Annotated in this window: 17 protein-coding genes and 1 CRISPR repeat array; of the genes, 4 read left to right on the plus strand and 13 right to left on the minus strand. The window is 62.5% G+C overall.

Annotated features, from left to right (window positions below):
* Positions 1-39 precede the first annotated feature (39 nt).
* Both GII31_RS00495 and GII31_RS00500 read left to right on the plus strand, forming a co-directional pair.
* Positions 40-1,470, plus strand: a complete 1,431-nt coding sequence (locus GII31_RS00495) for a phenylacetate--CoA ligase family protein (protein WP_246222033.1) — start codon at positions 40-42, stop codon at positions 1,468-1,470.
* Between the two features lie 39 nt (positions 1,471-1,509).
* Positions 1,510-2,517 carry a ThiF family adenylyltransferase gene (locus GII31_RS00500; protein WP_213245803.1) on the plus strand — a complete coding sequence of 336 codons (1,008 nt, stop codon included), beginning with the start codon at positions 1,510-1,512 and terminating at the stop codon, positions 2,515-2,517.
* Positions 2,518-2,521: 4 nt separating this feature from the next.
* Here GII31_RS00500 and GII31_RS00505 read toward each other — a convergent pair whose 3' ends face one another.
* Positions 2,522-3,259, minus strand: a complete 738-nt coding sequence (locus GII31_RS00505; RefSeq protein ID WP_213245805.1) for an MSMEG_1198 family transcriptional regulator — start codon at positions 3,257-3,259, stop codon at positions 2,522-2,524.
* A 229-nt stretch (positions 3,260-3,488) separates the two neighbouring features.
* On the opposite strand from GII31_RS00505, the gene GII31_RS00510 reads away from it, so the two are divergent.
* Positions 3,489-4,106, plus strand: a complete 618-nt coding sequence (locus tag GII31_RS00510) for a helix-turn-helix transcriptional regulator (RefSeq protein ID WP_213245807.1) — start codon at positions 3,489-3,491, stop codon at positions 4,104-4,106.
* A 734-nt stretch (positions 4,107-4,840) separates the two neighbouring features.
* Complete coding sequence (locus GII31_RS00515) at positions 4,841-6,793, plus strand: type IV secretory system conjugative DNA transfer family protein (protein WP_246222034.1); 1,953 nt, start codon at positions 4,841-4,843, stop codon at positions 6,791-6,793.
* Positions 6,794-6,864: 71 nt separating this feature from the next.
* On the opposite strand, the gene GII31_RS00520 is transcribed toward GII31_RS00515, so the two are convergent.
* The 12 genes from GII31_RS00520 to GII31_RS00570 all read right to left on the minus strand — a co-directional run bounded on the left by GII31_RS00520 (position 6,865) and on the right by GII31_RS00570 (position 24,772).
* The gene (locus GII31_RS00520; RefSeq protein WP_213245809.1) at positions 6,865-7,479 is read right to left on the minus strand and encodes a hypothetical protein; all 615 of its coding nucleotides are present in this window, start codon (positions 7,477-7,479) and stop codon (positions 6,865-6,867) included.
* A 120-nt stretch (positions 7,480-7,599) separates the two neighbouring features.
* On the minus strand, positions 7,600-8,340 hold the full coding sequence (locus GII31_RS00525; protein WP_260840213.1) for a hypothetical protein: 741 nt from the start codon (positions 8,338-8,340) through the stop codon (positions 7,600-7,602).
* 188 nt (positions 8,341-8,528) lie between these two features.
* Positions 8,529-11,414: a CHAT domain-containing tetratricopeptide repeat protein gene (locus tag GII31_RS00530; RefSeq protein WP_260840214.1), complete on the minus strand. Its 2,886-nt coding sequence runs from the start codon at positions 11,412-11,414 to the stop codon at positions 8,529-8,531.
* Between the two features lie 614 nt (positions 11,415-12,028).
* Positions 12,029-12,785: a CRISPR direct-repeat array (repeat unit 37 nt; unit sequence GTTTCAATTCGCTGTTCAGCGAGACATGGCTCTTGAT).
* A gap of 173 nt (positions 12,786-12,958) precedes the next feature.
* On the minus strand, positions 12,959-13,243 hold the full coding sequence (cas2, locus tag GII31_RS00535) for a CRISPR-associated endonuclease Cas2 (RefSeq protein WP_213245815.1): 285 nt from the start codon (positions 13,241-13,243) through the stop codon (positions 12,959-12,961).
* The gene (gene cas1, locus GII31_RS00540; protein WP_213245817.1) at positions 13,234-15,108 is read right to left on the minus strand and encodes a CRISPR-associated endonuclease Cas1; all 1,875 of its coding nucleotides are present in this window, start codon (positions 15,106-15,108) and stop codon (positions 13,234-13,236) included. Before cas1 ends, cas2 begins: the two co-directional genes overlap by 10 nt.
* 6 nt (positions 15,109-15,114) lie before the next feature.
* A complete protein-coding gene (gene cas6 / locus GII31_RS00545; RefSeq protein ID WP_213245819.1) occupies positions 15,115-15,855 on the minus strand; it encodes a CRISPR system precrRNA processing endoribonuclease RAMP protein Cas6 in 741 nt (246 codons plus the stop codon).
* Between the two features lie 2 nt (positions 15,856-15,857).
* A complete protein-coding gene (locus tag GII31_RS00550) occupies positions 15,858-16,283 on the minus strand; it encodes a hypothetical protein (RefSeq protein WP_213245821.1) in 426 nt (141 codons plus the stop codon).
* Positions 16,284-16,318: 35 nt separating this feature from the next.
* A complete protein-coding gene (locus tag GII31_RS00555; protein WP_407649865.1) occupies positions 16,319-18,517 on the minus strand; it encodes a TIGR03986 family type III CRISPR-associated RAMP protein in 2,199 nt (732 codons plus the stop codon).
* Entirely contained in the window at positions 18,459-19,052 is a 594-nt protein-coding gene (gene csx19 / locus GII31_RS22545) for a type III-D CRISPR-associated protein Csx19 (RefSeq protein WP_353735611.1), read from the minus strand. Before csx19 ends, GII31_RS00555 begins: the two co-directional genes overlap by 59 nt.
* Positions 19,045-20,679 (minus strand): RAMP superfamily CRISPR-associated protein, encoded by a 1,635-nt coding sequence (locus GII31_RS00560; protein ID WP_213245825.1) that lies wholly within the window; start codon positions 20,677-20,679, stop codon positions 19,045-19,047. The genes csx19 and GII31_RS00560 overlap by 8 nt, the downstream gene beginning before the upstream one ends.
* Entirely contained in the window at positions 20,676-22,976 is a 2,301-nt protein-coding gene (locus GII31_RS00565) for an RAMP superfamily CRISPR-associated protein (RefSeq protein ID WP_213245827.1), read from the minus strand. The genes GII31_RS00560 and GII31_RS00565 overlap by 4 nt, the downstream gene beginning before the upstream one ends.
* Positions 22,973-24,772: a Cas10/Cmr2 second palm domain-containing protein gene (locus tag GII31_RS00570; protein WP_213245829.1), complete on the minus strand. Its 1,800-nt coding sequence runs from the start codon at positions 24,770-24,772 to the stop codon at positions 22,973-22,975. Before GII31_RS00570 ends, GII31_RS00565 begins: the two co-directional genes overlap by 4 nt.
* Between the last annotated feature and the right edge of the window lie 100 nt (positions 24,773-24,872).

A 24,872-nucleotide genomic window follows, 5' to 3' on the forward strand; every position in this document is an offset into this window, starting at 1 on the left:
GGCTGAAGGGTTGTGACCATCGAACTGAAGGAGCAGCAGATGACCCAGATGCCGGCGGTACGGGCAGGTCTCGACCGCGCCATAGACATCGCCAACCGTGCGATGAGGAACGTCCCCGCCTACGCAGCCCATCTGCGGGTGAACGGCTACCTCACGGCCTCGATTGACGGACCGGGCGGATTCGCCGGGCTCCCGCCCATGACCAAGACGGACTACCTGCGCCGATACCCGACCGGCGAACTGATGTGGTACGGCGACATGAGCGCGGCCGGTACCTGGTCCTCGACCTCGGGTTCGTCGGGTTCGCCCACCTTCTTCCCTCGCGACACGATCGCACTCGGTGACTGCGTGTCCGCATACGAACGCATCTTCCGGGACGGCTTCTCGGCACACACGCGGTCGACGCTGGTCGTCGTCTGTTTCGCGATGGGCACCTGGATCGGGGGCACGTACACCTATCAGGGCATGGTGGGTTTGCGGGAACGCGGGTATCGCCTGTCGGTGATCACCCCCGGCATCGATGTCGACGCGGCGGTAAGGATTCTCACCGAACTCGGGCCACAATACGAGCAGGTCGTGCTGGCCGGCTATCCGGCCTCGATCAAGGATGTTCTCGACCGGTCCGGCCAGGATGCCCTCGCCCAGGACATCAAGATACTGCTCGCCGGTGAGGCGATTACCGAATCGTGGCGTGATCATGTGCTGGGCCGGATCGGTCGGAGTGATCAACCCGAGCGGGTCTGCCTGATCTACGGCACCGCCGAGGCGGGTGTGATGGGTCATGAGACGCCGCTGACCGCTCAGCTGCGCCGCCGCGCGACCGTCGACCCGGTGCTGAACGCACAGTTGTTCGGGGAGAACGCCACCCGGCAGCCGACATTCGTCGAGTTCGATCCGCAGAGCCGGTTCACCGAAACCGACGACGAAGGATTCCTGTTGTTCACCATAGATTCGTCGCTGCCGTTGATCCGGTACCGGATCAACGACAAGGGCAACGTGCTGTCGGGGTTGGATCTTCGCCGGATCGTCGATGCCTGCGGACACGAGGATCTGGGCGAGTGGATCGATCCGGCGGCCGGTTTTCTGGTCCTGGCGGGCCGCCCGGATGTCGCGGCGTCCTTCTACGGACTCAACATCTATCCCGGCGATCTGCATGAGGCGTTCGACGCCGATGAGGTTGTCGATCACGTCACCGGACGGTTCGTCATGGACCCCGCCGAGGACGGCGATCTGAACCAGATCCTTGTCATCGCAGTGGAACTCGGAGAATCGAGCGACTACTCCGACACTCTCGACCAGGCGTTGATAGCCGAGTGCGTGGCCGCCCTTACCCGTAACAACAACGAATTCCGGGCGCTGCGAAGCCACTACGGAGAGCGAACCACGCCACAGATCAGGTTCTACACCTACGGGACCGGTCCGTTCCTGCCGGGCGGGCCCAAGAACGACTATGCCCGCCCGGTCGGCTGAAGTTGCGCATTGAACCAGTCAGAATTCAAGGAAGACAGCATGATAGAGATTCTTCATCCCGTTGACGACAAGATCCGCATCGCCGAACTCGCGTCACGTTACGACGTCGTCGATCCTTGGGAGGCAGCCCGTGACGAACTCATCGAACTGGGCACATATGACACGGTGAGCCGATACCCGGACATCGGCGACCCCGATCTGATCACCCGATACGTCGCGTACCCGTGGCGAAAGACGCTGGTGCGGTTACCCGATGCGGAGACCTTCTACAGGTTGCGCACGGCACGGAACCGGTATCTGATCACCGATGACGAGCAGCGGCGATGGCGTGACGCGGTGGTCGCAGTCGCCGGGCTGAGCGTGGGGGCATCGGTCTTGCACGCATGTGCCATGACCGGTGCACGTACGCTCCGGATCGCCGATTCGGACACGCTCGGGCCCACCAACCTGAACCGGCTCGCCGGATCGGTGTGCGATCTGGGGGTGCCCAAGGCGACGCTCGCGGCGCGTCGTCTTCTGGAGACGGACCCGTACGCCGATGTCACCGCCTTCGGCGACGGAGTCACGGTCGGCAATATCGGGGCATTCCTCGGCGGAGATGGACAACGGCCCGTCGATATCGTGCTCGAGGAAGTCGATGATCTGGCGATGAAGGTCGAGATTCGTCGCCAGGCAAGGGCTCGCGGCATCCCGGTGGTGATGGTGACAGATGATGGCGACAACGTGATCGTCGATGTAGAACGCTACGATCTGGACCCGGGCTATCCGCTGTTCCATGGCCGGGCCGGCGATACCACCGATCTGGATCCGGCGGCCCTGCGAGATCCGGATCAGCGCGTACGGATTGCCGGGGCCATCGTCGGCGGTGACATCAGTCCGCGGATGTCGGTCGCACTCGGTCAGGTGGGTAGAACGATCCCGTCGTGGCCGCAACTGGGTACCGCGTCGACGCTTGCCGGTGCTGTCGGCGCGGCCACCGCCCGCCGCATCCTGTGCGATGCCGAGGTGCCGTCGGGGCGGCATCGGATCACCATCGATGACCTCTGATCCCCTAATCCACGGGTGGCGCAAGAACGTCCGAGTGACCGTGTCGCCGGCACCAGCTCACGATGTACCGCGCGTGCATACCGCACCAGCGGTACACCGAGGGCTGGGTCAGCGGAAGTCGATCGTCGTGCTCGTTTCGGGCCCGCATGAGCGGACCGATGTAGGTGGTGGCGACCTTGTTGGCGGTGTTGGTGGACACCTTGGCCATCGCGGCGAGTGTGGCGTTGTCGGAGGCGTGGCCCGAGGCGATGGCGCCTGCCAACCGGGCCGTCGTCGTGCCTCTGCGGCCCTCGAACAACTCGAACAGTGATGGTCGGACGGGTGCCGGGGTCTGTTTGCCGATCGTCCGTCCGAGAGCCACGGCTTGTAGCGAGTCGGCGAACGTGGCGAATCCGTCCGCTTTGGCGACGACTCCCGACACGTCATCACGGAGCCGTGCTTCGGCGAGGTGGTCCTCTTCCATCGAATGTCCTTGGGTAGCCAGCAACACCGGGGCGAGACGATTGGCATCCCGGAGGCCGTCGATCACGTCGAGTCCGTCGAAGGTCCACTCGAGTTCGGCGCGATTGAAGACGAGATCGGCGGAGACGACGTCGAACCGGACCCGCGCGGCGATGCTCGTCCGGAATTCGGTCTCGTCGCGGGCGACGGTGATGCTCGCGCCATCGAAGACGGCGTTCAGGGGGGCGGCGATGACGTCGCCGAGAGGTGAGGCGATGAGGATGCGCAATCCCGATGGCATATGCGTAATCATGCCCGACAACCCGATTCTGATGCGTGATCAGAGACAAAAGTCACCGGAGGAGGCGGCTGTACACGCTGAGCGTCGTGATGCGTGTCGTTCAGATGGCTGTATTTGGTTCCCGATCAGATGAATCTAGAACACCAGAAGTGGGCCACGGCGTCCGGCGGGCGGGTCAGGCGTGGCGATGACACCAGTACCGCGGTGTCCTATCGCGAAGGAGACCAATATGACGACAGACATCAATATGGATCTTCAGATCCCTGTACATCCGTTGCCCACCGGCTGCGACGTGGCGGTGGTCGCCGAACATGATCTCGCCGACATCGCCCTGGTCGCTCTGATCCGGGGATTCGGTCATGGCTGCGCCACGGTTGACCTCGACACCTTCCACACCGGGGGGAGAGCATTGTCCGAAACCCGCGCGGTCGTCGCGCGCAGCACGCTTCGCCTGCATCGGGCACGGGCCGCGGCCCCGGGTGCGCTGCTCATCGGTATCGGTGTCGGTGCCGGGGAAGCGTTCGATGCCGTCGTTCTGCCCGACGCGGCCGCGTCGGCGCTACAGTTGCGCGCCGTTCTCGGCGATGCATGCACGCATTCCACGTCGAATCATGTCAAGGTCCACCTCAGCGAGCGGGAACGGGACGTGTTGTCGACATACGTTTTGGGAGCGACCGTGTATGAGACAGCACGGCATCACTTCATCTCCGAGAGCACGGTCCGCACTCATTTCCGCCGTGTCGTCACCCGATACGGCAACGCGGGGCGAACGGTGAACAACAAGTCACAGCTGCTCATCGAGCTGATCGCCGACGGCTGGCTCGACCGCGATAATCTCGGGCGATGACAGGACTGCCCCGGGCGATCGCCACCGTGCCTCGTGAATGGGGCACAACCGTCCGCTGTTGCGGCATCGCCGGCAGGTGAGCAGACCGGCGATGCTGTAACCGCCGGCTTGACCGGCACAGTCCGGGCACGGGACCAGCGGCTCCGAGCACCGTTCACAGGCACACATCGTTTGTCCTCGCCACCCCAATATTCGACCCCTCGGCTGTTCGTGTTCACGGTAGCCGGGGACGAGGCTGCGTCATGTCGCCCTTTTGGGCGAATCTCGTAGCGATACGGTGACCACGAGTTCTGCTGACTTCGCCCTCGATTTCGGCCCGCTGTTCAGCCGACCGAGGGCCGCACCGGAATCTCAGATGCGACGAACGATTCGCCGATCTCGTTGGTCGGTATGCTGCCAGAACGGCTGCCGCGAGCGTTCAGCGATGAGGACGTTCTCGAGATTGAGAGGCCGACGTACGGCGAACTGGAGCGTCGGGGTGGAGTCTTCGTCGTCGTGTGTTTCGAGCTGAGGCGCAATGGTGCCGAATTATCTAACGGTACAAGAGAACTGGAGGATCTATCGGCGTGACCGCCGTGTACGGCCGCGTTGACACCGGATCTGATGAGTTCGGCCGCCGGGTCGTGCCTCCCGAACCGGTGGGCCATGCCGAAGGTGGTGGCGAGGCGGTCGGCGAACCGCTCTTCTGTTGCTGGGGAAACGGATCTATGGGTACACAGCGAGAAAGGACATGTATGAGAAGGCAGAATCTCAACACGGTCGACGTTGTCACCGATCACGAGACCGCCGAACGCGGAGACCTGCTGATCGTGGGCGTGCGCCCGGCCACCGGCACGAGGGTCCGGTCCGACGTGCTCGATTCGATCACCTCGATGATCGGCATGGTGCCCGAAGCCGTGCTGCACCTGTCGGTGGGACGGGGTGCCGGTGGCGGTCCCGCATCACCGACCACGACGGTACGGGCGTACGTCACCGGTCCCGACGGGTCCGGTGAGCTTCTCGACGAGATGGCGGCCGTGCTGGCTCCGTATGTGGAGACGATGTCGTCGTGGCCGGATGTTCCTGCCGGGACCCGGCCGGCCGAGCGCCGGTGGATCCTGCGGCCGGAGGCAAGCCGTTTCGGTTTCATCACCGGAGAAAACGGTGGAACCGGGGAAGCTGCCGTCCGCGCCTACGAGTGGACGCCGGAAAGCGCTGTAGCACACGATGACTACCACCGGCTGTGGCGGACGTTGTCCTCGTGGCCGGACGGGCGCATCGATGTGACGGTGCGCGCGGGTGCGCAGGCGGACACCTTTCGGGTGACAATTACCCTCGCCGGCGTCTCGGGTCCGCCACTGGGCGTGCGGGCCGCCGTCGAGAATTGGTTTCCCGGTTTGCGGGCGGTCGCGGCGGCCGGCGACGTGGCTGAGCTGCGTTGCGTAGCAGCGGACACCCAATTGGCGCTGCTCCTCCCGCTACCGGTCAACGATGTTCTGCCGGTGGGGTTTCTGTCTGGTTCTCCGGCGCCACTCCCGGTGTCGATGACGTTCGGGGCGTTCGGGGCGCGGCATGCCGGAGGGGATGCCGTGCGGATCGGCGATGCCCGGACCGACGCACACGAAACGGTCGATGCGGCGCTGGAGGATGAGGAACTGCGCAGGCACGTGCATGTCGTCGGTGCCACGGGAACGGGCAAGAGCACCCTGCTGGCCGATATGGTGCATCAGCTCGCCCACAGCGGCCACGGTGCATTGGTGCTCGACCCGCATGGCACCCTCGTCGACCGGATCGTCGACGAGTTGCCCGAATGTGCGGCGGACCGTGTTCAGGTGATCCGCGCCGACGACCTGGAGCATGTGGTTCCACTCAATCCCCTTGCCGTAGGCAGCGATACGCAGCTAGATACCGCTATTTCCGACATGTGCGAGATGTTCTACGAACTGTACGACCCGGGCCGTACCGGTATCGTCGGGCCCCGATTCGAAGAACGTCTCGGATACGCGTTGCGTGGTCTGGCGAGTTTGCGAGGTAGCCGGTCCAGCCTGCTGGATGTACCGACCATCCTGGGCCACAAGGGTATGCGCATGGCACTGCGCAAGGAGCTGACCGATCCGCGGGTCAAGCAGTGGTGGGACAACGATGTACGGAACATGAAGTCGAGCGAGTATGCCGATCTCGTCTCCTGGACGACTTGTAAGTTCGAACGGTTCTCGGCGTCACCGGCATTGCGGGCGATCCTCGGATCCGGCGCGGACGCCTACGACCCGGTCGGCGCGATGGACGACGGCCGGCTCATCCTCGTGGATCTGGCGAAAGGCCAGATCGGTTCGACCGCTGCGCGGTTGCTCGGCTACCTGCTGCTCAACCGCTTCTGGGTGGCGGCGATGAACCGCAGCACTGACCGCCGATTCCACGTTATCGTCGACGAGGCACACGAGGTGATGGCCGGATCGCTGGTGAACATGCTTTCGGAGGGACGGAAGTTCGGCTTGTCGGTGACTGTCGCACACCAGTACCGCGACCAACTCGACACCGGCATCCGCAACGGCTTGTCGGGCAACGTCGGCACCACCGTCATGTTCCGGGTCGGCGGCCGCCACTCCGACGAACAGGCCACCGCGATGGGAAGGGAGATCGACGCCACCACTCTGGCAAATCTGCCCATCTTCAACGCCGTGGTGGTGCGGACAGCCTCGGAACGGTAGACGCGCGTCACTGGTGACGACTCAGATCGGCGATTGCCGTACCCGGGTTGCCACCACGGCTTTTTGGGCGGTCAACTCATCCCGGTAGCGAGCAACTCGGTCAGGGTAGGACCCGAGGGCCCACCGGTTTCGGGTGCTTCCAGCGGAATCCGCGAAAACTCTCCGACGGCGTCACTGTAGCGGACGAGAGCCTCGTCGGTGCCGTCGGTACGTTCACCCAGCATTCGCGGCTGGCCCACTGCCACCCTGGCGGCCGCGATCGTCCTGGTCCGAGTTGTATGGGATTGTGCTTGCCGCCACGCCAATTCGGCTTCGTCGTCGGTGAGGGCGGCGCTGGCGAGCAGCGCTCCCGATTCGCGGTATAGTGACCAGGCGTATCGGCAGTAGCGGTCGACGAGGGTGAGCCCCACGCCCAGCCAGTCGAGTCTCAGCGCCTCCAGTGGCGTGTCAGCGGAGATCAATGCGAACCGAAGTTCCGCCGGATCGTTGGTTCCGGGGTACAGTTCAGCGCTGATCACGTCACTGGAGACTGTGCATGGTGAGACGGCAAGGATTGTTCCGGTCGACGCATCGGCGGCGACGGCAAGCGTTTCCTGTATTTCGATTGTGTCGGGGATGACGTCCTCGCGCAACGGCCCTCGCAGCGAGATCGCGCCCTCTGTTGCGGTGATCACCAGGTCGGGCATGTCGGGTTTGGTGAAACGGAGCGTCCGGGGAAGGAATGCGCCCAGATCGTTGAGCTGGCCGATTACCGACGACCCGCCGCCGAGAGTGGCAGCCGGCTGCCCGTATCCGAGAGAACCTCATCAAGGACACCTTGGGCGTATCTGTCCAATTCCGCGAGTGTGCTGTCGGAGCGGACGTCGGGCAGCACAATGCCGTACTTTGCCGTCGCAGATGGCGAGTTCGTCGGTCTCCTTGGTCGTCAGGTTCCGGCTGTGCAGCAACTTCCGGACGTGGCCGAGGTAGGTTTCGAGTGCGACCCGGGTGTCCTTGGCATGTCGCCGGCTTTGGTCCTGGACAAAGGCCCGCGCGCTCTCGGCGTCACCGAGCACATCGCCGTCGGTGATGATCGACAACCGGACCTCTCTAGGGGCTCTACGGGCACCCTCGCGGATGGAGGTGTACAGGTCTTTGGCGGCACGGGGCGGGCGGACCGCGGCAACCGCAGCACTCCAGCCGCCCGAGTAGCGGCTGAGTGGTTCGATGAGCCGTGTGAGTGCGGTCAATACGTGCTCAATTTCGGTGGGGTCGGCGAGGTCGACTTGCGATGACCTCATCATCATTGCGCCACTGTGGTATTCACGGACAACCCAGTCCAGGTAGCCGAGCTGGCTCGACCATGAATGGAGTTCGTTGTCCAGCAGCTTCTTCTCAGGCCTGGGTGTCATCATTCGTTCACGCCATTGGTCGAGCAGTGCGTTGCGCCGGATGCCTTCCGGTGGGATGGTGAACGAGTCGATCGACGGCGGCACCTGACCGGGTGCGGGGATCACCGGCGGGGTGAGGCGTTCCACTGGTGTCCTCCTGGTGGTGAGTGCGCTCATCCGGATGGTACTGGCTCACGGTGCGCGATGAGAGCGGCCGTTTGGCTGAATCGTCGGCGTCAACCGTTCACCGGAATATCCGTTTCCTCACAAGTGTGCGCGAACAGCGATCGGGTACGAGGATCTGAGTGCTCACCACAGTGGGACCTACCACAGCGGGACCTCGGGGCTGTTGGCGAGAATATCGGTCAGATCGGGGTCGGTGATCGCCGCGTGGGCGCGGTGGTGGCGGAACAGGATGCGGTCGGTGTCGGCGATGAGTGCGGGGGGGGGGGTGAGGTGAGCGGCAGCGCGGCACTGGTGAGCAGGGCCGCGGCTGCGCCCAGCGTGATTGCGACGTCCCGATGGCCACCACGCCGCACGATCGGTGCGGCGGCCATCGGGTATTGAATCGGTCCGTTCGGGCGGACACCGTGGGTATGGCCGTACACGCCCTCGTTGATTCCGGACTCGATGAGGTCGGCGACCAGGTCGTCACCGCCGAAGTCGAACGCCATTTCGAAGATGGTGGTCAGCAGTTCGGCGAAGGCGCCGGACCAGTCCGAGCGGCGGCGAGCATCGGGAAACTGAAAGCGCTTATGGGACAGAACTATTAATGCCACGATGGAAATATCGAGCGCATCCTGCGTCAATGCGTTCTGATACTGTGGGTGGGTCTTGGCCTCCAGCAGAAGCCGTTGACTGCGATTCCGGAGCAGATACGGGATCCGGTGGTGTTGCCCGGTGTCTGCCAGTCCGCGTAGCGCTCTGTCGTACGCATCGTCGGCGTCCGTGAACTTGTGTGAGAGTCCGTACAGGTTCGCCAGGTTGTAGTCGCAGTAGGCGACCTTGTCTGGTCGGTCGTCGGCGACAAGTAGTTCGCGCAGGTCCAGTGTGCTTCGGATGGCTCCGTCGATGTCATCGTTCAGCGCCCGCACGTGGGCGGGGACGATCTCGCAGTCGGTCGCGTCGTCGGCAGCGCCCAGATTCTCGAAAGCCGATCGGGCCTCCTCCAGTAGTGCTAGGGCATCGGCGTATTGTACGTTGTCTGCGTACAGAAACCCCAGGGATGCAGCGCATTTAGCGGCCACCAGGGTTTCTGGTGGTACCTGTTCGAGTTCGGTGCGTAGATGGAGTTCGGCACGGCCCCGGCGGCCGATCAACCGGTCTACGTTGGCACGGTTGATACGGATATCGGCGAGCAGATCGGTCAGATCCTTCGAATTATTTGGGAGAAGTATCGTCATCGCCGCCTGTAGGGACGATTCGGCCACATGGTATTCACCGGTCTGGATCGCGGTCACGCCGAGGTAGTTGCCGGTGATGGCCATCAGTGCGCTGTCCTGAAACTGTGTGGATTCTTCGTTGGCGGCTTCGAACAGGTCTTGTGCCTCGTCGTATTCGCCGTCATCGAGGGCGACGAGTCCCGCCGCGATCAGGCAGCGAATTGCCGCGCCCCGGTCGACACCGTGATATGCGTCGTACGCGATCAGCAGGAGACCGATGACGTCCTCGGCGGCACCGACGTCGACGAGGTGGTCGGCGAGGACGGCATACGCCGAGCCGATCGCTTGCCGATCACCACTGTCGTTGGCGGCTTCGGATCGGGCGTCGAGCTCATCCCAACGCTGTTCCCAGCGAGCGAACCTGTCGTCGACATCGGCGCGCGGCGAATCGTCGATGTCGGCGTCACCCTCCGCATTGTCATCATCGGGGAACCGCTCGTCAGCGGCGGCGCGATGATGTTTCGTCATCGGCCAACTCAACGACTCGACCATGTCGATCCGATCACGGGTGATCTGCCGCGATGGTCGCACCCTACGGGGTTCGCACACGTTGCAGACGATGGTGGCCCACGTCAGCGGTGAGGTGGCCGGACCCGGATCCGATTGCCAAATCCGTAGTTTGTGCCGCTGCCACTCGGCAAGGGCGCGCACCGGATCGTCCTGCTCATGTGTTTCGTCGACCGCGAGCGCCAATTCCGTAGTAGGTCCGGGGATGTCGGTGATGCCGGCGTACATCGTGAACGCGGCGTCGGACGGCAGCACCCACCGAGTGGAGGTAACCACCTGCGCACCCGCATGGAACATGGCCGTGACCAGGCCGAACGTCTCCGAACTACGGAAGTCGACGCCACTTTCGCAAGCGATGAGTGCGACCCGCGCCGGCATCGGCCACAACTGATGACCACGTGCCTTGTGGCGAAGTGTTGCCGCGCCGCGTGGCCCGAGGTGCGGGTACTCGGTTCCCAGGAACAGGTCCAGTGCCGACAGTGGGCGGTGGGCCTGGTTGACCACTTCGGCCAGTCCCCATTCGGCGGCATCGTCGGACAGATGAAGTGACGCCGACCCCGGTTCATCGATGGTCGATGACGCATGCCCGAAGTACACGAACCGCCGGGGACCCGATTGCAGGGCCGAACTCAGATCTCGCCGGCTGATCACCTCGCCGACGCCAGAATGCCTGGTGGTTGCACGATTAGCCATCCTGCGGACGAATAGATCGGTGTTTGTTACCGAACCTTGGAATTCGTCGTGAGACAGAATTCTCTGTAGCCCGGAAGCCTCATTCACATGCGGGTCGATGACGTACAGGACGGGGCGTCCGGTCGATTCCGCCTGCCACGGCTCGGGAATCCGCGCCCGCCGGACATGGATAGCCGCCGGCGGCTCGTAACACAGGTCGGCGACTTCGATGAGGCGCCGATCACCGTCGACCGCGAGAAGTTCGAACGGCACCCGTGCCAGCAGCTTGCTCGGAATGATCCGAGCCCGAATCGGGCAATGCTCGGCCCTGGCAAGCAACTTCCTGAGAACCTCACCCGGCAGCAGCAGACTGCCCAGTTCCGTCGCAAGCGCCAATTCGCTTTCCAGCTGGGAGAACAGTCCCAACACCGCCGCCCGTACCGGTTCCGCACCGGCAGCCTCGTCGGTCTCGGCGATCAGCGCCCGATTCAGCATCGCCAGGCACCGATCCCGTGCATCCGCGGTCACCCGATGTACCACCGGAGCATCGGGCTGGTCCAGCCACCGAAACGACATATATGTGTCACCGGCATCAAAAGCCCGGATCAGCAGCGTGTCATCGGTCGTCATTCAGAGAACTATGCCATGTGTTTTGCGGTCGTCGTTGAACCCGAAGTCCATCGTCCGGTTCGGGGTTACCTGCTCTTTGTCGGAGTGCGCGGTCATCAGGGTAGCGTCGAGATTGACGATCGGCCGATGACGTGCGTCTCGGGCGTGCTCGGGCACCTTGGCGCCGGCCCGGATTCAGCACCGTGCGCGGTCCGCGGACCGTGCGGTGGTGATCGCCGACAGTGCTGCGGGTGTATCGGCGGCCGGCGTCGAGACCAGCCGCGACACCGTTGGGTCCGAGGCTACCGGCCCGAACACTCCCGGATCGGTCGGGGCACGATTGATGTCGGCCAGGCGCTGGCCACCGGACGCGACCGCGGCAGCGAGGTCGAACGCGATCCCGCACGCCGGTGCTACACCACTCTATGGGGGCACTACTCGCACGCCACCGTCACGGTCCGTGGACCATCGCCGTCGTCAACAAGTGCAACCCAATTTCGCGTCCCAAAGAATATTACCTGAAACTCGATGACGACGGAGGTATTCAAGTATTGTTCTTGTCTCGACTCTCGATTGAACAGGACATAAATATTTAGTTCGTGGGCCAACTCACGGGTTACTCCACCGAGCAAGCTGTTTCGATTCGCTGTTCAGCGAGACATGGCTCTTGATCTCGCACTGCTTTCAGGATTCGTCTACGGAGCGCGTTTCAATTCGCTGTTCAGCGAGACATGGTTCTTGATCACTCCTCAAGTGCATTGAAGACCAGGTGCGGTACTGTTTCAATTCGCTGTTCAGCGAGACATGGCTCTTGATACCAGACAGAGAGGTCGTACGTTTCCTCTCGGACGTTTCAATTCGCTGTTCAGCGAGACATGGCTCTTGATGGGGTCTTGAAGGTGGATGTCACTGTGACTGTGTTTCAATTCGCTGTTCAGCGAGACATGGCTCTTGATGAAAACACAAGATCACCATCACCCGTGACACCGTTTCAATTCGCTGTTCAGCGAGACATGGCTCTTGATCGACGGGGAAGAAATCGATGCTCGTGTCATACAAGTGTTCAAGTTTCAATTCGCTGTTCAGCGAGACATGGCTCTTGATATCAATCTGCAATACGTCAGTGACCCGCAGACTGTTTCAATTCGCTGTTCAGCGAGACATGGCTCTTGATTGCAGCAGCAACTCGAAAATCTGGCGCGCCAACTCGGGTTTCAATTCGCTGTTCAGCGAGACATGGCTCTTGATCACGTGATGCCGACGGAAAAGAAATCGATACAGTTTCAATTCGCTGTTCAGCGAGACATGGCTCTTGATTCGAACTCAAATTCGACGGTGATGTTCCGCTACGTCTGGTTTCAATTCGCTGTTCAGCGAGACATGGCTCTTGATGGTACCAGGCAATTGGCGGGTCTGACCAGCCACGATGCGGCGGGTTTGCACACACCCCTGCGAGGGGCTGGTTCGAATGGGGACATATTCGGTCCTAATTAGCGTGTTTTCGCATGTCAGAGCGAATGCACACACCTCGGGGGGTGTGGCGGACCGCGCACCATCCTCCGCGGTCAGAACGCCTCCCAGCAGAGGTCGGTTCGTGGGGGTTCGCCTTGACCGAGTGTGGCGATGTCTGACCAGCACGTTTTGCATTGGCGGACGATGAAGATGGAGTCTTCGTCGAGGTCGACGATGCGGGTGATTTCGTCGGTGAGGGGACCGAGTTGTTCGGTGCCGATCCGGCAGATGAACACCGAGTACTGGATGCGGTCACCCCACGATTGGAGGAGTGCGGCGAGTCGGGCGCGTCGCCGGTCCTGGGTGACATCGTAGGCGACGAGAACGGTTACCGCCACGACAGGCCGGTCCACTGCTCGTCGGGGTTCATGACTGTTCGCATCAGCAGTTTCGCCTGCCGATACAGGTGCCGGCGCCAACTGCCCCGGAAGCCTGGGATTGCTCCTGCTGTGACCTGCAGCATTCGCCGTTCGTAAGCGCGTACGAGTGAGCTCTTTCCCGCCTTCGTCAGGTAAATACCCCGTTCACCGGTGATGGCCGAGCCGTGTTCGGCGGTCAGCGCGAACTGCCGTGCGGCGGTAAGCACCACCTGATCGATGATGAGGGGCCGAAATTCTTCCATCAGGTCCAGTGCCAGGCCGGGACGGCGGCCACTGGCCTTGTGCAGCACCCCGATGTTGGGGTCGAGACCGGCTGCGACGAGCGCCGAAACGCATTCGGATACCAGTATGGCGTAGCCGTACCCCAGCGCCGAGTTCGCGACATCCATCGGTGGCCGGCGGCTACGCACCGTGAATGCCAGGTCATCGGGTAGCAGTTGCCCGTACGCCTTGAAGTAGGCGCCGGCAGCCGCGCCTTCGAGACCGAAAACCTCGTCGACGGTGGACGCGTCGACCAGCATTCGCCGCATCTCCCGCGCGGTCCGCAACGCTGATTCGACCGATTCCGCATCTTCGGGTCGGGTGAACCGCTGCAACAGGGTGATCTGGTGGCTGATCTTGGCGTCGACGATACGACGGGCGACAGGTAAAGTCAGAGCGGGATCGGAGACGAACTTCAACTGTGCGCACAGCCGAGCGACGCGACTGCCGTCGGCCGCGGCGAGTTGCTGCCCCTGATAGTTTCCGCGCCGTGACAGAAACACCACGTCGGTGCCCTCATCGAGAGTCCACGACCGCGTTCCGGCTGCAAGACTGACAGCTCCGAAGCACACTATCCGTGACACAAGATTTTTTGGAACGTCCGCCAACGTGGTGTTGTCCTTGGACTCTACGACGACGCGCCCATTCTTGGTGAACACACGACTGCCTTGGCGGCCGCAATACAGTATGCGCCTTGTCGGTACCTCCACCCGGTGGCTGTCGGTACTCGGAGGGTATCGGCTACCGAAATCCTCGCCCAGAAAGCAGAATCCGTCATCGAAGTTCATCACTTCGGTTTTGTCCTCACCAAGCGACATGCCGATCCCCTCCAATGCGTCGGTCGCGACCCGTGCCGCCTCCAGCACCGTGTCGCGGGAAACGCCGAGAACAACGAAGTCATCGGCATAGCGGACCACCGGTAGGCCCCTGTCGAGCAGCGCGTCGTCGAGATCGACGAGTATCAGGTTCGCGAGCATCGGTGAGAGTGCGGTGCCCTGCGGAACACCGCGCGTTTCCTTGAGGCCGCGTCGGGTGGCGACGAGCCGATGAGTGAGCAAATCGATCAGCGGGTCGAGTGAATCATCGGGCAGTAGCGCTTTGAGCCGGCGGACGGCCGTGTCACGGGGAATGGTGTTGAAACAGTCGTCGATGTCGGCGTGCAACACCCAGTGGAGACCTTCGTCGCGCAGGCCGACAACAGCGGCAACAGCGTCCACCACACCGAGCCCCTCCCGGTACGCGTACGACGCCGGACCCAGATGAGGATCGACATATGGGGAGACCACGTCGAGGATTGCACGTTCGGCGATCCGGTCACGCAGGGCCGGCACATTCAGTTCCCGGGTGGTCCCGTCCTTTTTCGGGACGTCGAACAGGGTCAACGAGACCGGCTCGTACGTTCCGGCGGCCAGTTCGGACGCGAGGATGTCGAGTTTGCCGTCGTCGACGAAACGTTGCACCTTCTCAGATGGCCTGTCGCCGGGTTTGCTCAGAATGCGCCGCCACGCCGCCATTAACTGGTCAGGGGCGATCGCGCGTTGTCGTAGAGACGTGGGCGGCATCGTCGGCTACCTCACCGGCGCCGGTTCCGTCGACCGCGGCGGCGTAGTAGCGTTGGTCGGCTGCCAGGTAGGTTCACGTAGAATCCTCCCAAGCCCGGAAGTCGTGTAGGAGCCGATTCCGGCGTGTTCGGCGAACGCCCAGACGGTACTGAACAGTCGTGCTGAATCCTTTGTGGGGCAGACGAATCGCATCCGTCCTACGAAGCCGGAGATGGTGATACGGTGTCGTGTGACGATGCCGTTACGGCCGTCCAGATCTGAGACCCACGTCCCGGCGGCATGTCTATGATCGAGCAGCAGCGTCGGATTGTCGACGAGCTTGTTCCACCGCTTCACCGCAGATTTCGCCAGCCGCGAAGGTTCCAGGAACGGCGACGAAATATTCCCGTCACGTACCGATGTGGGTGTCACGAAACGGACACAGTGCGCGGCCTCCACCGGACAGTCGAAAAGTTCTTCGTAACTACGCGTTTCCAACGGAATCGGGTCGGTCAGAAAATGTCCGGTCTGTGAACCCAGCCGCACCGGTCGTGTTGCCACCGCAACCGAGTCGAGCATCTGATCTGCCCGGTCGGACAATCCGACCACGTGAATGGCGTCGACACCGTCGATATTCACCATCGTCGCCGACGTCCACGGAACCAGCGGATCATGACCGAGCCACGATGTGACCACCGCATGAACATGGATGTCTTTCACATGCCTGGCGTCGATGCCACCAACCGGAACAGCCCAATGCGTGATCATCCTCAATCCTCCTGCGGTAACACAACAATTCGGCCGAGTGTCCGGCAACCGACGATCCGCCCACCGTCCCGGACCTCGTCGGCGGGGAACACCACATCTACGCGGTCTGTGAGTGTCATCGCACTCAGCCGAGACACCAGCAGCAGCACATCGGGTTCCGGGTCGGGGAACGCGGTTACGTAATTGCCCGCCAGGTCGGTGAGGTGCGCGCTGGGGATGATCCCACCCGACGTGTCCGGAACGTTCGATGACGTGGTGTTCTGCACGATGTCGCCGACCGGTGCTGTGACACCGGAAATATCTAATGTTGATCGGCGGGTGTATACTTCCCCGATCCGGCACACGAGACCGCTACGCGGTACTTCCAGTACCGCGTTGTCGCCGTCGTAGAGAGCGAAGTCGTGAGGGGTGAGGTTTCTCAGCGACATTGGCACTATCAGGGCCTCCTAACCGGGTCGGTCGCTTATAGGTAGGGAAGCGTCGGTGCTTGCTGGTTCGTGTGCATGCGTTTCAACGCCTTCCGGTTGGTCGGCGTCTCATTATTTGTCCACCATTCGTAGCCATTGTTGCGGGGTGGTGTGGTATTTCCTGTGCGAACGCGCGGGTAATGAACAGGGAAGCCACGGTAACCGATCACGGCATTGAGGAACTCGGTCCGAACTGCGCGCAAATCTTGGTCCGCGAACAGCAGGCGATCGAAATCATTGATGAGGTCCTGCGCGGTGGCGCCACTGTCGGGAGCGGCGTCGAGCTGAGTTGCCGCCCGCGTCAGTGAGCGATAGCGTTCGGTGATATCGTCGGGGCCCTCGATGCGGACACGTTCCCATATGGCCTCGATGCGGGTCGCCCCGAAACCGAGGGGCCGACCCATCCCGACCGTGTACACGGCGTCCTCTGGTAACGCCAGCAGCCACAGCAGCGCACCCAGTTCTGTGGCGGTGAGATTGTCAACAATGATCTCGGTCGCGAACTGGACTCCGATCGCCACCCAATCGGTGACCGATACCGAGACATTTGCCGGAGTTCCCTCCACCGCCACATGTTCTGGGTAACGATGGCGGCCTTGCACCTGCACCCTCTGTTGTGGCGTCCTGCTGCGCCAGTAGTCATTCACCCGCTGCGCTTCGCCGATCACATCGCGATGGGGCAGGTAGAACTTGCGACCACGCAACTTGTCAGTATCGCGGAATCCGTTCACACCTCGGCGGGGACCGCTTCCAATTGGCGCATTGTCGGCGGCGGAGGTGTAGAAGCGGTATTGACTTGACTTCGGCCCGTTGAGAACCGTCAACGGCAGCGGGCCACCGGGGATGTGTTCGACAGCACCGCCGGCGGGGCAGTGGGTGACACGCGGCGGTGCGATACGCAGATGCCCTTTGACTGCTGCCGCACTCCGCTCCTCGCGACCATCGGCAACCCAGCCGAAAACACGGTCGGCCGGCGATAATTCACCGAGCGTCTGGGCAGGTAGATGATTTGCGGCAGTGAGATCGTGTGGGGAATTTCCGAAAACAGAACGTCCCACCATCGCCGGCGTCACCTGGGTGATCCGGTCTCGTTCGACGCGTGCATGCAGAGTTCTGCCGACCTCGAGCTTCCATTGGTCTTTGCGCAGAATATACGAGGCGAGGCCCTGTTGTGCCTCCTCGGAACGATGCTCGTTCGCACGTGCGTACGAGTCAATTGTTGCTTTCCATTCACGAACATTATCGGAGCTGATGGTCTTCGGGTCCAAGTCGACCCGTGCGAAGGCATGGTCTTCCTCGAATACCTTTGTGACAACCAGTCGTTCGTCATTTTTTCCATCAAAGGTGCCACCGGTCCAATGTATGTAGCCGCGAACGCGGACAGCTTCGAAGCCCTCGTTCAGATGCGCCTGCGGTGGTGGGTCCGGATATTCCGGCAGGGCATCGAAGTCGGAGGCCAGATTGCTCACACGCCACATGTAAAAATTCGGGTTCGTGTGCCTTTGCAGGTGAATCCAGGCGACGACAGGCATCTTGTCCAACGTCCATGCGGCACGGTGGATTCGCTGCGCAAATGATCGGCCTTTGCTGATTGGCAGCCATGCCGCGGGCTGAGGAGTGATGTCAGGATAGGGATTTCCATCCTCACCGAGTGGGACCAACGACTTGACCGTCATTGCCATCAGTCCGTTGGAACCACGTATGACTACGGCGGGTCTCAGCCCCAGCGCCTCGTTGGGCAACGCCCGGATAGCACCGGGTAGTTCATGTCGGCTATCAAAGACGCCGTACCTGGAATTGGTGATAGCCTCATAGGATGCGCGCAGAACGCCTTTGATTGTAGAGCCGGTGAGGATAGGTGTGCCCGCCGGGTCGGTGCGCGTCGACAACGTAGCCGGTTCCCCTTCCTGCCGGACGGCACTGGGATGATCCGGTAGGAGCAAGGGGCTCTTGGTGGTCAGTCTGACGGGTATGCGGGCGGAGTACGTGCCGGGAGTGACAGTGCCGTGAGATGCCGACGGTCCATCCCCGAACTGGCCTGCGAGGTTTCGTGTCGGGGTTGAGACAAAGTTGTACGGGTTGACGAATTGATTGTTGTTGTTGCCAGGGGCCGGTCGGGTCGGAGGGTTGGGGATCTCAACCATGGGTGTTTCCTCCGTCGCTGATCGTTGCGGAAAGTCCGATGTACCGGACATCGCAGACAAAGACGTTCCCCTGGTCGTCAGTATCGCTGTACTCCTGGGACAGGATGTACAGGTGGTCACATGATGCGGTATTGGTAGCGACCGGAACGAGAACTGGCCCGACCCGGCCACTTTCGGTGCTGGTCCAGCCCTCGGGAACTTCCCGGGCGGCATTCACCTGCCCCCAGATCATGTGCACAGACGGTTGACCGAACGGGGCAGGTCCCGATTCGGAGGTCGCTTCGGTACGCACATACGCGGTGCCCCTGCCCTCACGGTGCTGTGCCCATCTGACTTCGCTGTCGGCGGTGAAACAACACAGTTCGAAGACGTCTGTGAAATCGGCGGTCGACTCTATGAACGTGGAATGCGACCGGGACGTGTGGCGTGCCATCCGCCAACCGCCGTCCCGGTGCTTCACGAACCGCGCCGCCCGGGGTGAGTAGATGAAGCCTACGGCGCCATCGGCGGCCAAGAGACCGGCGGACTCCTCGGCAGTGAGCCCCGGATGTTCGGTGATCGTGAGGCGCTTGGCGGATTCAGGCATCGATAGTCTCCTGCGATAGTGTGACTATGCGGGTCCAGGACCCCGACAAGGTATCCAGGAGTCCCGGATCACCGAGCACGTCGCTGAGCGATTTTCCATTGAAGCCGTCCGCGTGGTCTCCCGGTGGCGACAGGCCGGGATCGGGTTGTTCGGTCGACGCGGTGCTGCCGTTCGCGAACGCGACCTGTTCGGGGTCAACGGTGAACGCGCCGAGTCCCCGGGTCGTTCCGAATCCGAGGGAGAGCAGACCCGAGCAGGCGTCGATGAGGGTGAAGAGAACCAATGCGAGTGCCGCATCAACCAGGCCCGGCTGATCGCGTGCGCGACTCCGGAGGCGTGCGATGTCCACGTCGAGGACGATCGGTGTCCAGTCGGCGTGAGGTTCAATGGTAGAGAAGAGTCGTCCGTCGGCGGTGCCACCCGTCCAACGATCGATACTGTTTCGCGATATGACGTCCAGCCATAGACCGTGTTCGTGACAGGCGTTGTTGAAGTCGGTGACCTTGTTGGCGAGTTCAAGGAGGTTGGCGCCATGGGTGGCCCCGGCCTGCACGTTGTGTGTGGCAGGTGCCGGACCTTGCATGGCGTCGGCAGCGGCACCGCGGATCGCGTTCCACAGAGACGGCTCGGCACCGGCGGCAGTCCGAACCTCCCGGCAGGTGAGAACCCCCCGCCGGCCGGGCAGCTCGGGTCTTTGCTCATCAGCGGCCAGACCGAACAGGTCGCCGATGCATGCAAGCCTACGGTCCTTCATCTGGTCAATGAACTTTTCATCGATATCCTTGATGCCGGCCGCGACTCGGGCAATTCGCTCGGCGTGTGACCGCAGCATTCCCTTGACCGATGAACCCGGAATAACCATGTGGATCTTGCCGTCGGCACCCTTCTCGGCGAGGGGACATGCGTTGACGACACCTCCGTCGAGTTCCACCTTGCTCATTACCGCGCCCAGCGGAGTCCACGGTACGGTGATCCGTAAGGTGCCCGCCGGAATCGGGTCGTCATTGGCGTGCGAGATATTCCGGGTCATCGTCCCGAAGACCGCCGCTTGGATCGAATCCTTGGTCAGCGAACGTTCCTTGACTGTGAAGCAGGACAGCAATTTCACCTCACCCAGGCCCTGAGACGTCGCCGCCCCGAGGCTGAATCCGTTGCTCGACAACTGGTGCACTATCCGGGTTAGATCGTCCAACGCGTCGGCCGCGGAGTACCCGGCCCGGGTTTCGACGATGATTCGTACATCGAAGTCGATGCCTGACGGAACCAACTGGCGGGTGTACAGATACTGATCGGCAGCAGTACCGAGGTTGCGGTCGATTGCCACCTGAGTGCGCAGTATCAGCGTCGGAGAGTTTCGGGCGGGTGCGTCGAACACGGTGATGTTGCTGGCCCGGCCGTCGAGAGAATGGACACCGGTTCGACCCCCGGAGCCCCACCCGGTGTCGTCGGCGTCGGAACCCATCGCCGACCGCAATGCTCCCGCAAGAGAGGTACCCGGAATGGTGATCCGGCCCTGGCCATCGACGAACTGGACCATATCAACCGCATTGCCGTCGGCGTCGGCACCGATGTGCATCGGGCTCTGTGTGCGCAGCACACCGTCGAGTTCAAAGATAGTGGTGCTCATAACACCTCTTCGGGGGCCTGATTGAGCTGGGCTTGCTTACGGATCGCGTAGATCAGAAACTCCTGAATCGCTGTGACTTTGAGATCGTCGGTGAGCAAAGGCGAATCGTGGGGAACCGGTAGCGCTGGTGCGGTCCCGGGCGCCGTCGCGGTATCGGTGGCGCCGGGGTTGGACGATTCGGACAAGACCCTCCATATGGAGTCATCGGCTGCCGATTCAAGGGCACGGAGTCTCGCCGGGATACCCGGCCAGTCCTTGGTTCGCTTGTCATCGTCCAACCATCGCTCGTAGGCGGTACGTCCCTCACGCGTATGGAGGTTCGCCACCAGCGCGCGCAGGGCACCAAGCTGTGTATTGGTGACGGTATTGGGGATATAGGTGTTGCTGATGCCGTCGTCGAGTGCCGCGCGGAGAGCCGCGTCGTCGATCTTGGCGCGTAGCCAGGAACTGACCATCGGGCCGATATTCACGGTGCCTGCGGCGTCACCCCAAGGTTCGGCCGGTGTGGGTCGATTGGTTCGCAGGGGGACGTCCACAGCTGCTGCTCGCAGCCACTGCGGGGCGACACGTATCCGGCCCTTGCCTTCCACCGTACGAACACCTACCGGCGCCGCGTCGAGCGTGGCCAGATCGGCAACGGTGAGGGCCCTGTCGGCCTTCACGCTGATCACCGATCCCGCGGCCAACCCCAGCACGCTCGGTTTCGGTACACCCCAACGAGTTTGCCAGCCGTCGATGCGGATCACCGACACACAATTCGGGAAGCTTGCCTCACCTTGTCCGGCTTCGTGTTCCGGTTCGGCGATGGCCAGTGTCGTGCCGGTCAACCGGGTGTTGAGCTCGGCGATCAACTGCCCGGCGGTCGGCGCATAGGCGCCGTCCCGGGTCAGAATCGCGTCGGATTCAAGGTAGACCGGAAAACTCTCACCCGCGTCGACCGCGGTCCGATGCTCGTCGGGACGCTCCGCGGGTGTCACCGTGAGGGTCGCCGAGCCGTAGTCGTCCTTGCTCGATCGGCCCAGCCGCACCGGACGATCCGCGCTGAGAACATCGTCTCGCAGGGAAACGCCCTCGCTGAGATCCAGCTCGGCACGAAGTACTGTTCCCGTTTGTAACGCATTGGTGGAGAATAAGTTCTCCGGACCCTGCGTCTCGTCGCCGACAACAGCGTGCAGCCGTTGCCGCAGCTCCACCTTCTCCGCAGATATCGACGCACCGTCGGCGGCCACATAGTGGTCCTGTTCAGGCTTGTTCTTGGGATTGGAGACGTGAAGTCGGGCTATGTTCTCGGCTTTGGGATCGTCGGCTGTCTTGTCGATCGCCAACGACGCCGGCCAAGGCACTGAACGGTAGCGATCGACCTCAATCGTCGCATCCGACACCGACAGAAGCGAATCGCGCACGACGTCGTCACCGTCGGTCAGTAGCGGGAGGACGATCGGTAACAACACCGAGCCGGGAAGCACCGCCTTCGACGTGATGCTGTTCGCGGTTGCCGACGCGTCGATGATGGCAGGCTGCAACAGTGTGATCCGGATATCGAATTTCCGACCTTGTGCCGCGCCGGACGCTGTGCCGGCAGCGATCGGCCTGCGTTCCGGTCGCGGGACGTTATCGACTTTCGTGAAGTACTTCTTGAGGTCGTCATCGGTGACACCGACGTCCACCGTCGCCTGGCCGGCGCCGCGCCGCCGATTGCCGCCGACCGCGAACACCAGCTTGGCCGCACTCCCCAGTAGTAGCAGCGCGGGCCAGTTCCCGTCGACTGTGGAATCCTGCAGTTCCCACATGGCGCTCACCGTCAGGCCGCCGCGTGCGCGTTCCTCGAATCGCAACATGTCTGCCTTGACGGTTCCCGACTCCCGATCCATAGCCGACGAGGCCCGGATGACGGTCGAGTATTGCGCCAACTCCTTGGCCGTCAGCTCACCGAAGGAACCGGCCTCGAATTCTTTGTGGAATGCCGCTGTCATCGTGAGCGGCTGTGAGAACAGCGCTGCCGGAATCGGCCGATTGCGACTATGCGACGCCGCGGTCTCGTTGTCGGGGATCTTGCTGCCGAAAACGAACGTATGCCACCGATGCCATACTCCGGCGGTGCCTTCGTCGAGTGCGTCGGCGACCTGTGCAGCGCGGTGCCGGAGCAAGCCCACCAGCGTCTTCGCCGGAACATAGGGCAGACCGAGGTCATCGACGAGCACCGACTGATCAAGGTGTTTGCTGCGGGAGTAGCCGGCTCCGATAATCCAGTCGGACTCAAACGTGATCGACACGTTGAGCACTGCCGTACCGGTCATGTCGTCGCCGCCGTAGGTACGGGGTTGTCGTCGTTCGCCCGGGCGTTACCCTCGACGGTTCCCGCACGGACCACCGCAAGATCCAATGCGGTCACGAACATCGTCGAATCCTTACCCGCGGCGGGGTCGATCCGCAGTTCTTCGGCGACGATGCCGGGGATCTGGTTTCCGGACAGGTCGATTCGCGCGCGGACCAACCTGAGCTGATCGGTGACCCCGGCGAGGGTCCTGGGTTCGGTCAGTGCCGGGCGGAGATCCTGAATCTGCCGACGTGACAGTGTCTTTACCGAGTCGGCCGCATGGTGTTGACCGGGTAGCTGCTCAGCGGGCCGATCCGCGTCGGGGCGCGGACTCAATTCATCGATGAGTTTCCGGACCTCACCGACCGTCATCAGTTCGCCGTGTTCGTCGTTCACGATGATCGGCTTGCCTGCGTAGCTGAACACAGGTTTGCCCGGTGCTTCGGCAGTCGTCGGCGGGTTGGTGTCATCGTCCTCGGTCCGTCCTTCCGGGATCGTCATCAGGTCGCGGATGTCGGCGAGGCCACGTACGGCGGACTCGTACAGCACGAGACTGTCGATGGCCCCCGTCCGGCGTTTCGAATGCTTCTTGGCCGAGGACGTCAGCTCCTCGGCCAAGGAAATCGAATGGGAAAACGGATGATTTGGCTTGGTGAACACCAAACCGACTGCGAGGCTGAGCTGTTTGGGAACATCGTCGAGGGTGGGCAGCTTCGCCCGGATATCGTCAAAGGCCGTGATGAACGGTAGTCCTAGCTCGTCGGCCCGTGCGTAGTGGCCGAAATTGGCGACGAGCAGCGCGGCGAACTCGAAGGCGATTCCCCCATGGGCTGCTGCTGAGATATCGTCGCCGCCTACGATGATCGGCAGGATCGACCTGTTCGGCCACACCGTGCGTCCCTTGTTCTGATCGGTCCGGTCGATACCGAGCACGGTGTCGCGGAGCGCCTTCCACGTCAGCTTTTCCAGCGCGTCGGACAGCTCCTTCTGCTTCTCGACGAAGGTGCGACCATCCGGATACGTAATCCGCAGGTTGGCGAAGATCTTGCCGATACCGTTGCCGTCGGCATGGATCGCCGCCACCCAGCCGTTGTTGCGCACACCGTCCCACATCTGGTCCATCTGCACGGTGCACCGTTTTGCAGTGGTCTGCTCCTCGGATGTGAGGCCGACCTCCTCGCCGTGCAGTTCATTGAGCAGACGCTGCCGTGCTCCGGTGGCCTTCTCGAATAAGAACTCCGTCACATCAGAGCGGGCCTTCGGATTCTCGCCGACGACCTCCTTCCCGACGGTCGCCGCAGGCAGGCCGGTGTACGCGCACTGCTCATGAAACGGCAACGTGGGGAACCGGACCGTCGGGGGCAGCCGCTTGGTCCGCTGCTCACGTAGTAATACGTCCGTCTCAAAAAATCTGTCTCCGGCGGTCTCGAACCCGGCGTCTATCGGCTCGCTGACACGTCCCCACACGTCGATACCGGTCTTCTCCTCGAGTGCCCGGCGAGTGACGGCCGTGATGATGGCTCTGCCGTCCTCGGCGGTGTGGACGAGCAGCACGGCGCGGCCGGACGCCTTCACCACGTGCATCACGCTTCGCTTGTCCCGCGCGTTGTACTCGAACTCGGCGAGGTCGCGGCAGTAGGAGAGGGCGACTCCCCTGATGGCCTCTTCGATCCACACGAACCCGAGCTGCCACACCGCAGCCGAGGCCGCCACCTGTAGCCGCTGCTTGTTGGTGGCGAAGATGTATCGTTGGTTGGACCCGGTCTCTATGATCACCCAATACATCGCGCAGTCGCTGTCCGTTCAGGGTAGATGTGTCCAGTTGTGCTCCGACCCGGCCATAATATTCGCGTATCGGGGGCGCCGCTGTAGCCCA

It is taken from the genome of Gordonia pseudamarae, from assembly GCF_025273675.1.
GTDB classification, from domain to species: Bacteria; Actinomycetota; Actinomycetes; order Mycobacteriales; family Mycobacteriaceae; genus Gordonia; species Gordonia pseudamarae.

Bases quoted from the DNA above. Each gene is read 5' to 3' on its own strand.
- GII31_RS00495 (WP_246222033.1), top strand. From the start codon at position 40: ATGACCCAGATGCCGGCGGTACGGGCAGGTCTCGACCGCGCCATAGAC.
- GII31_RS00510 (WP_213245807.1), top strand. From the start codon at position 3,489: ATGACGACAGACATCAATATGGATCTTCAGATCCCTGTACATCCGTTG.
- GII31_RS00555 (WP_407649865.1), bottom strand. From the start codon at position 18,517: ATGTCCGGTACATCGGACTTTCCGCAACGATCAGCGACGGAGGAAACA.
- cas1 (WP_213245817.1), bottom strand. From the start codon at position 15,108: ATGCCGCCCACGTCTCTACGACAACGCGCGATCGCCCCTGACCAGTTA.
- cas6 (WP_213245819.1), bottom strand. From the start codon at position 15,855: ATGATCACGCATTGGGCTGTTCCGGTTGGTGGCATCGACGCCAGGCAT.
- GII31_RS00515 (WP_246222034.1), top strand. From the start codon at position 4,841: ATGAGAAGGCAGAATCTCAACACGGTCGACGTTGTCACCGATCACGAG.
- GII31_RS00560 (WP_213245825.1), bottom strand. From the start codon at position 20,679: ATGAGCACCACTATCTTTGAACTCGACGGTGTGCTGCGCACACAGAGC.
- GII31_RS00500 (WP_213245803.1), top strand. From the start codon at position 1,510: ATGATAGAGATTCTTCATCCCGTTGACGACAAGATCCGCATCGCCGAA.
- GII31_RS00550 (WP_213245821.1), bottom strand. From the start codon at position 16,283: ATGTCGCTGAGAAACCTCACCCCTCACGACTTCGCTCTCTACGACGGC.
- GII31_RS00530 (WP_260840214.1), bottom strand. From the start codon at position 11,414: ATGACGACCGATGACACGCTGCTGATCCGGGCTTTTGATGCCGGTGAC.
- GII31_RS00525 (WP_260840213.1), bottom strand. From the start codon at position 8,340: ATGAGCGCACTCACCACCAGGAGGACACCAGTGGAACGCCTCACCCCG.
- GII31_RS00565 (WP_213245827.1), bottom strand. From the start codon at position 22,976: ATGACCGGTACGGCAGTGCTCAACGTGTCGATCACGTTTGAGTCCGAC.
- GII31_RS00520 (WP_213245809.1), bottom strand. From the start codon at position 7,479: ATGCCCGACCTGGTGATCACCGCAACAGAGGGCGCGATCTCGCTGCGA.
- GII31_RS00505 (WP_213245805.1), bottom strand. From the start codon at position 3,259: ATGCCATCGGGATTGCGCATCCTCATCGCCTCACCTCTCGGCGACGTC.
- csx19 (WP_353735611.1), bottom strand. From the start codon at position 19,052: ATGCCTGAATCCGCCAAGCGCCTCACGATCACCGAACATCCGGGGCTC.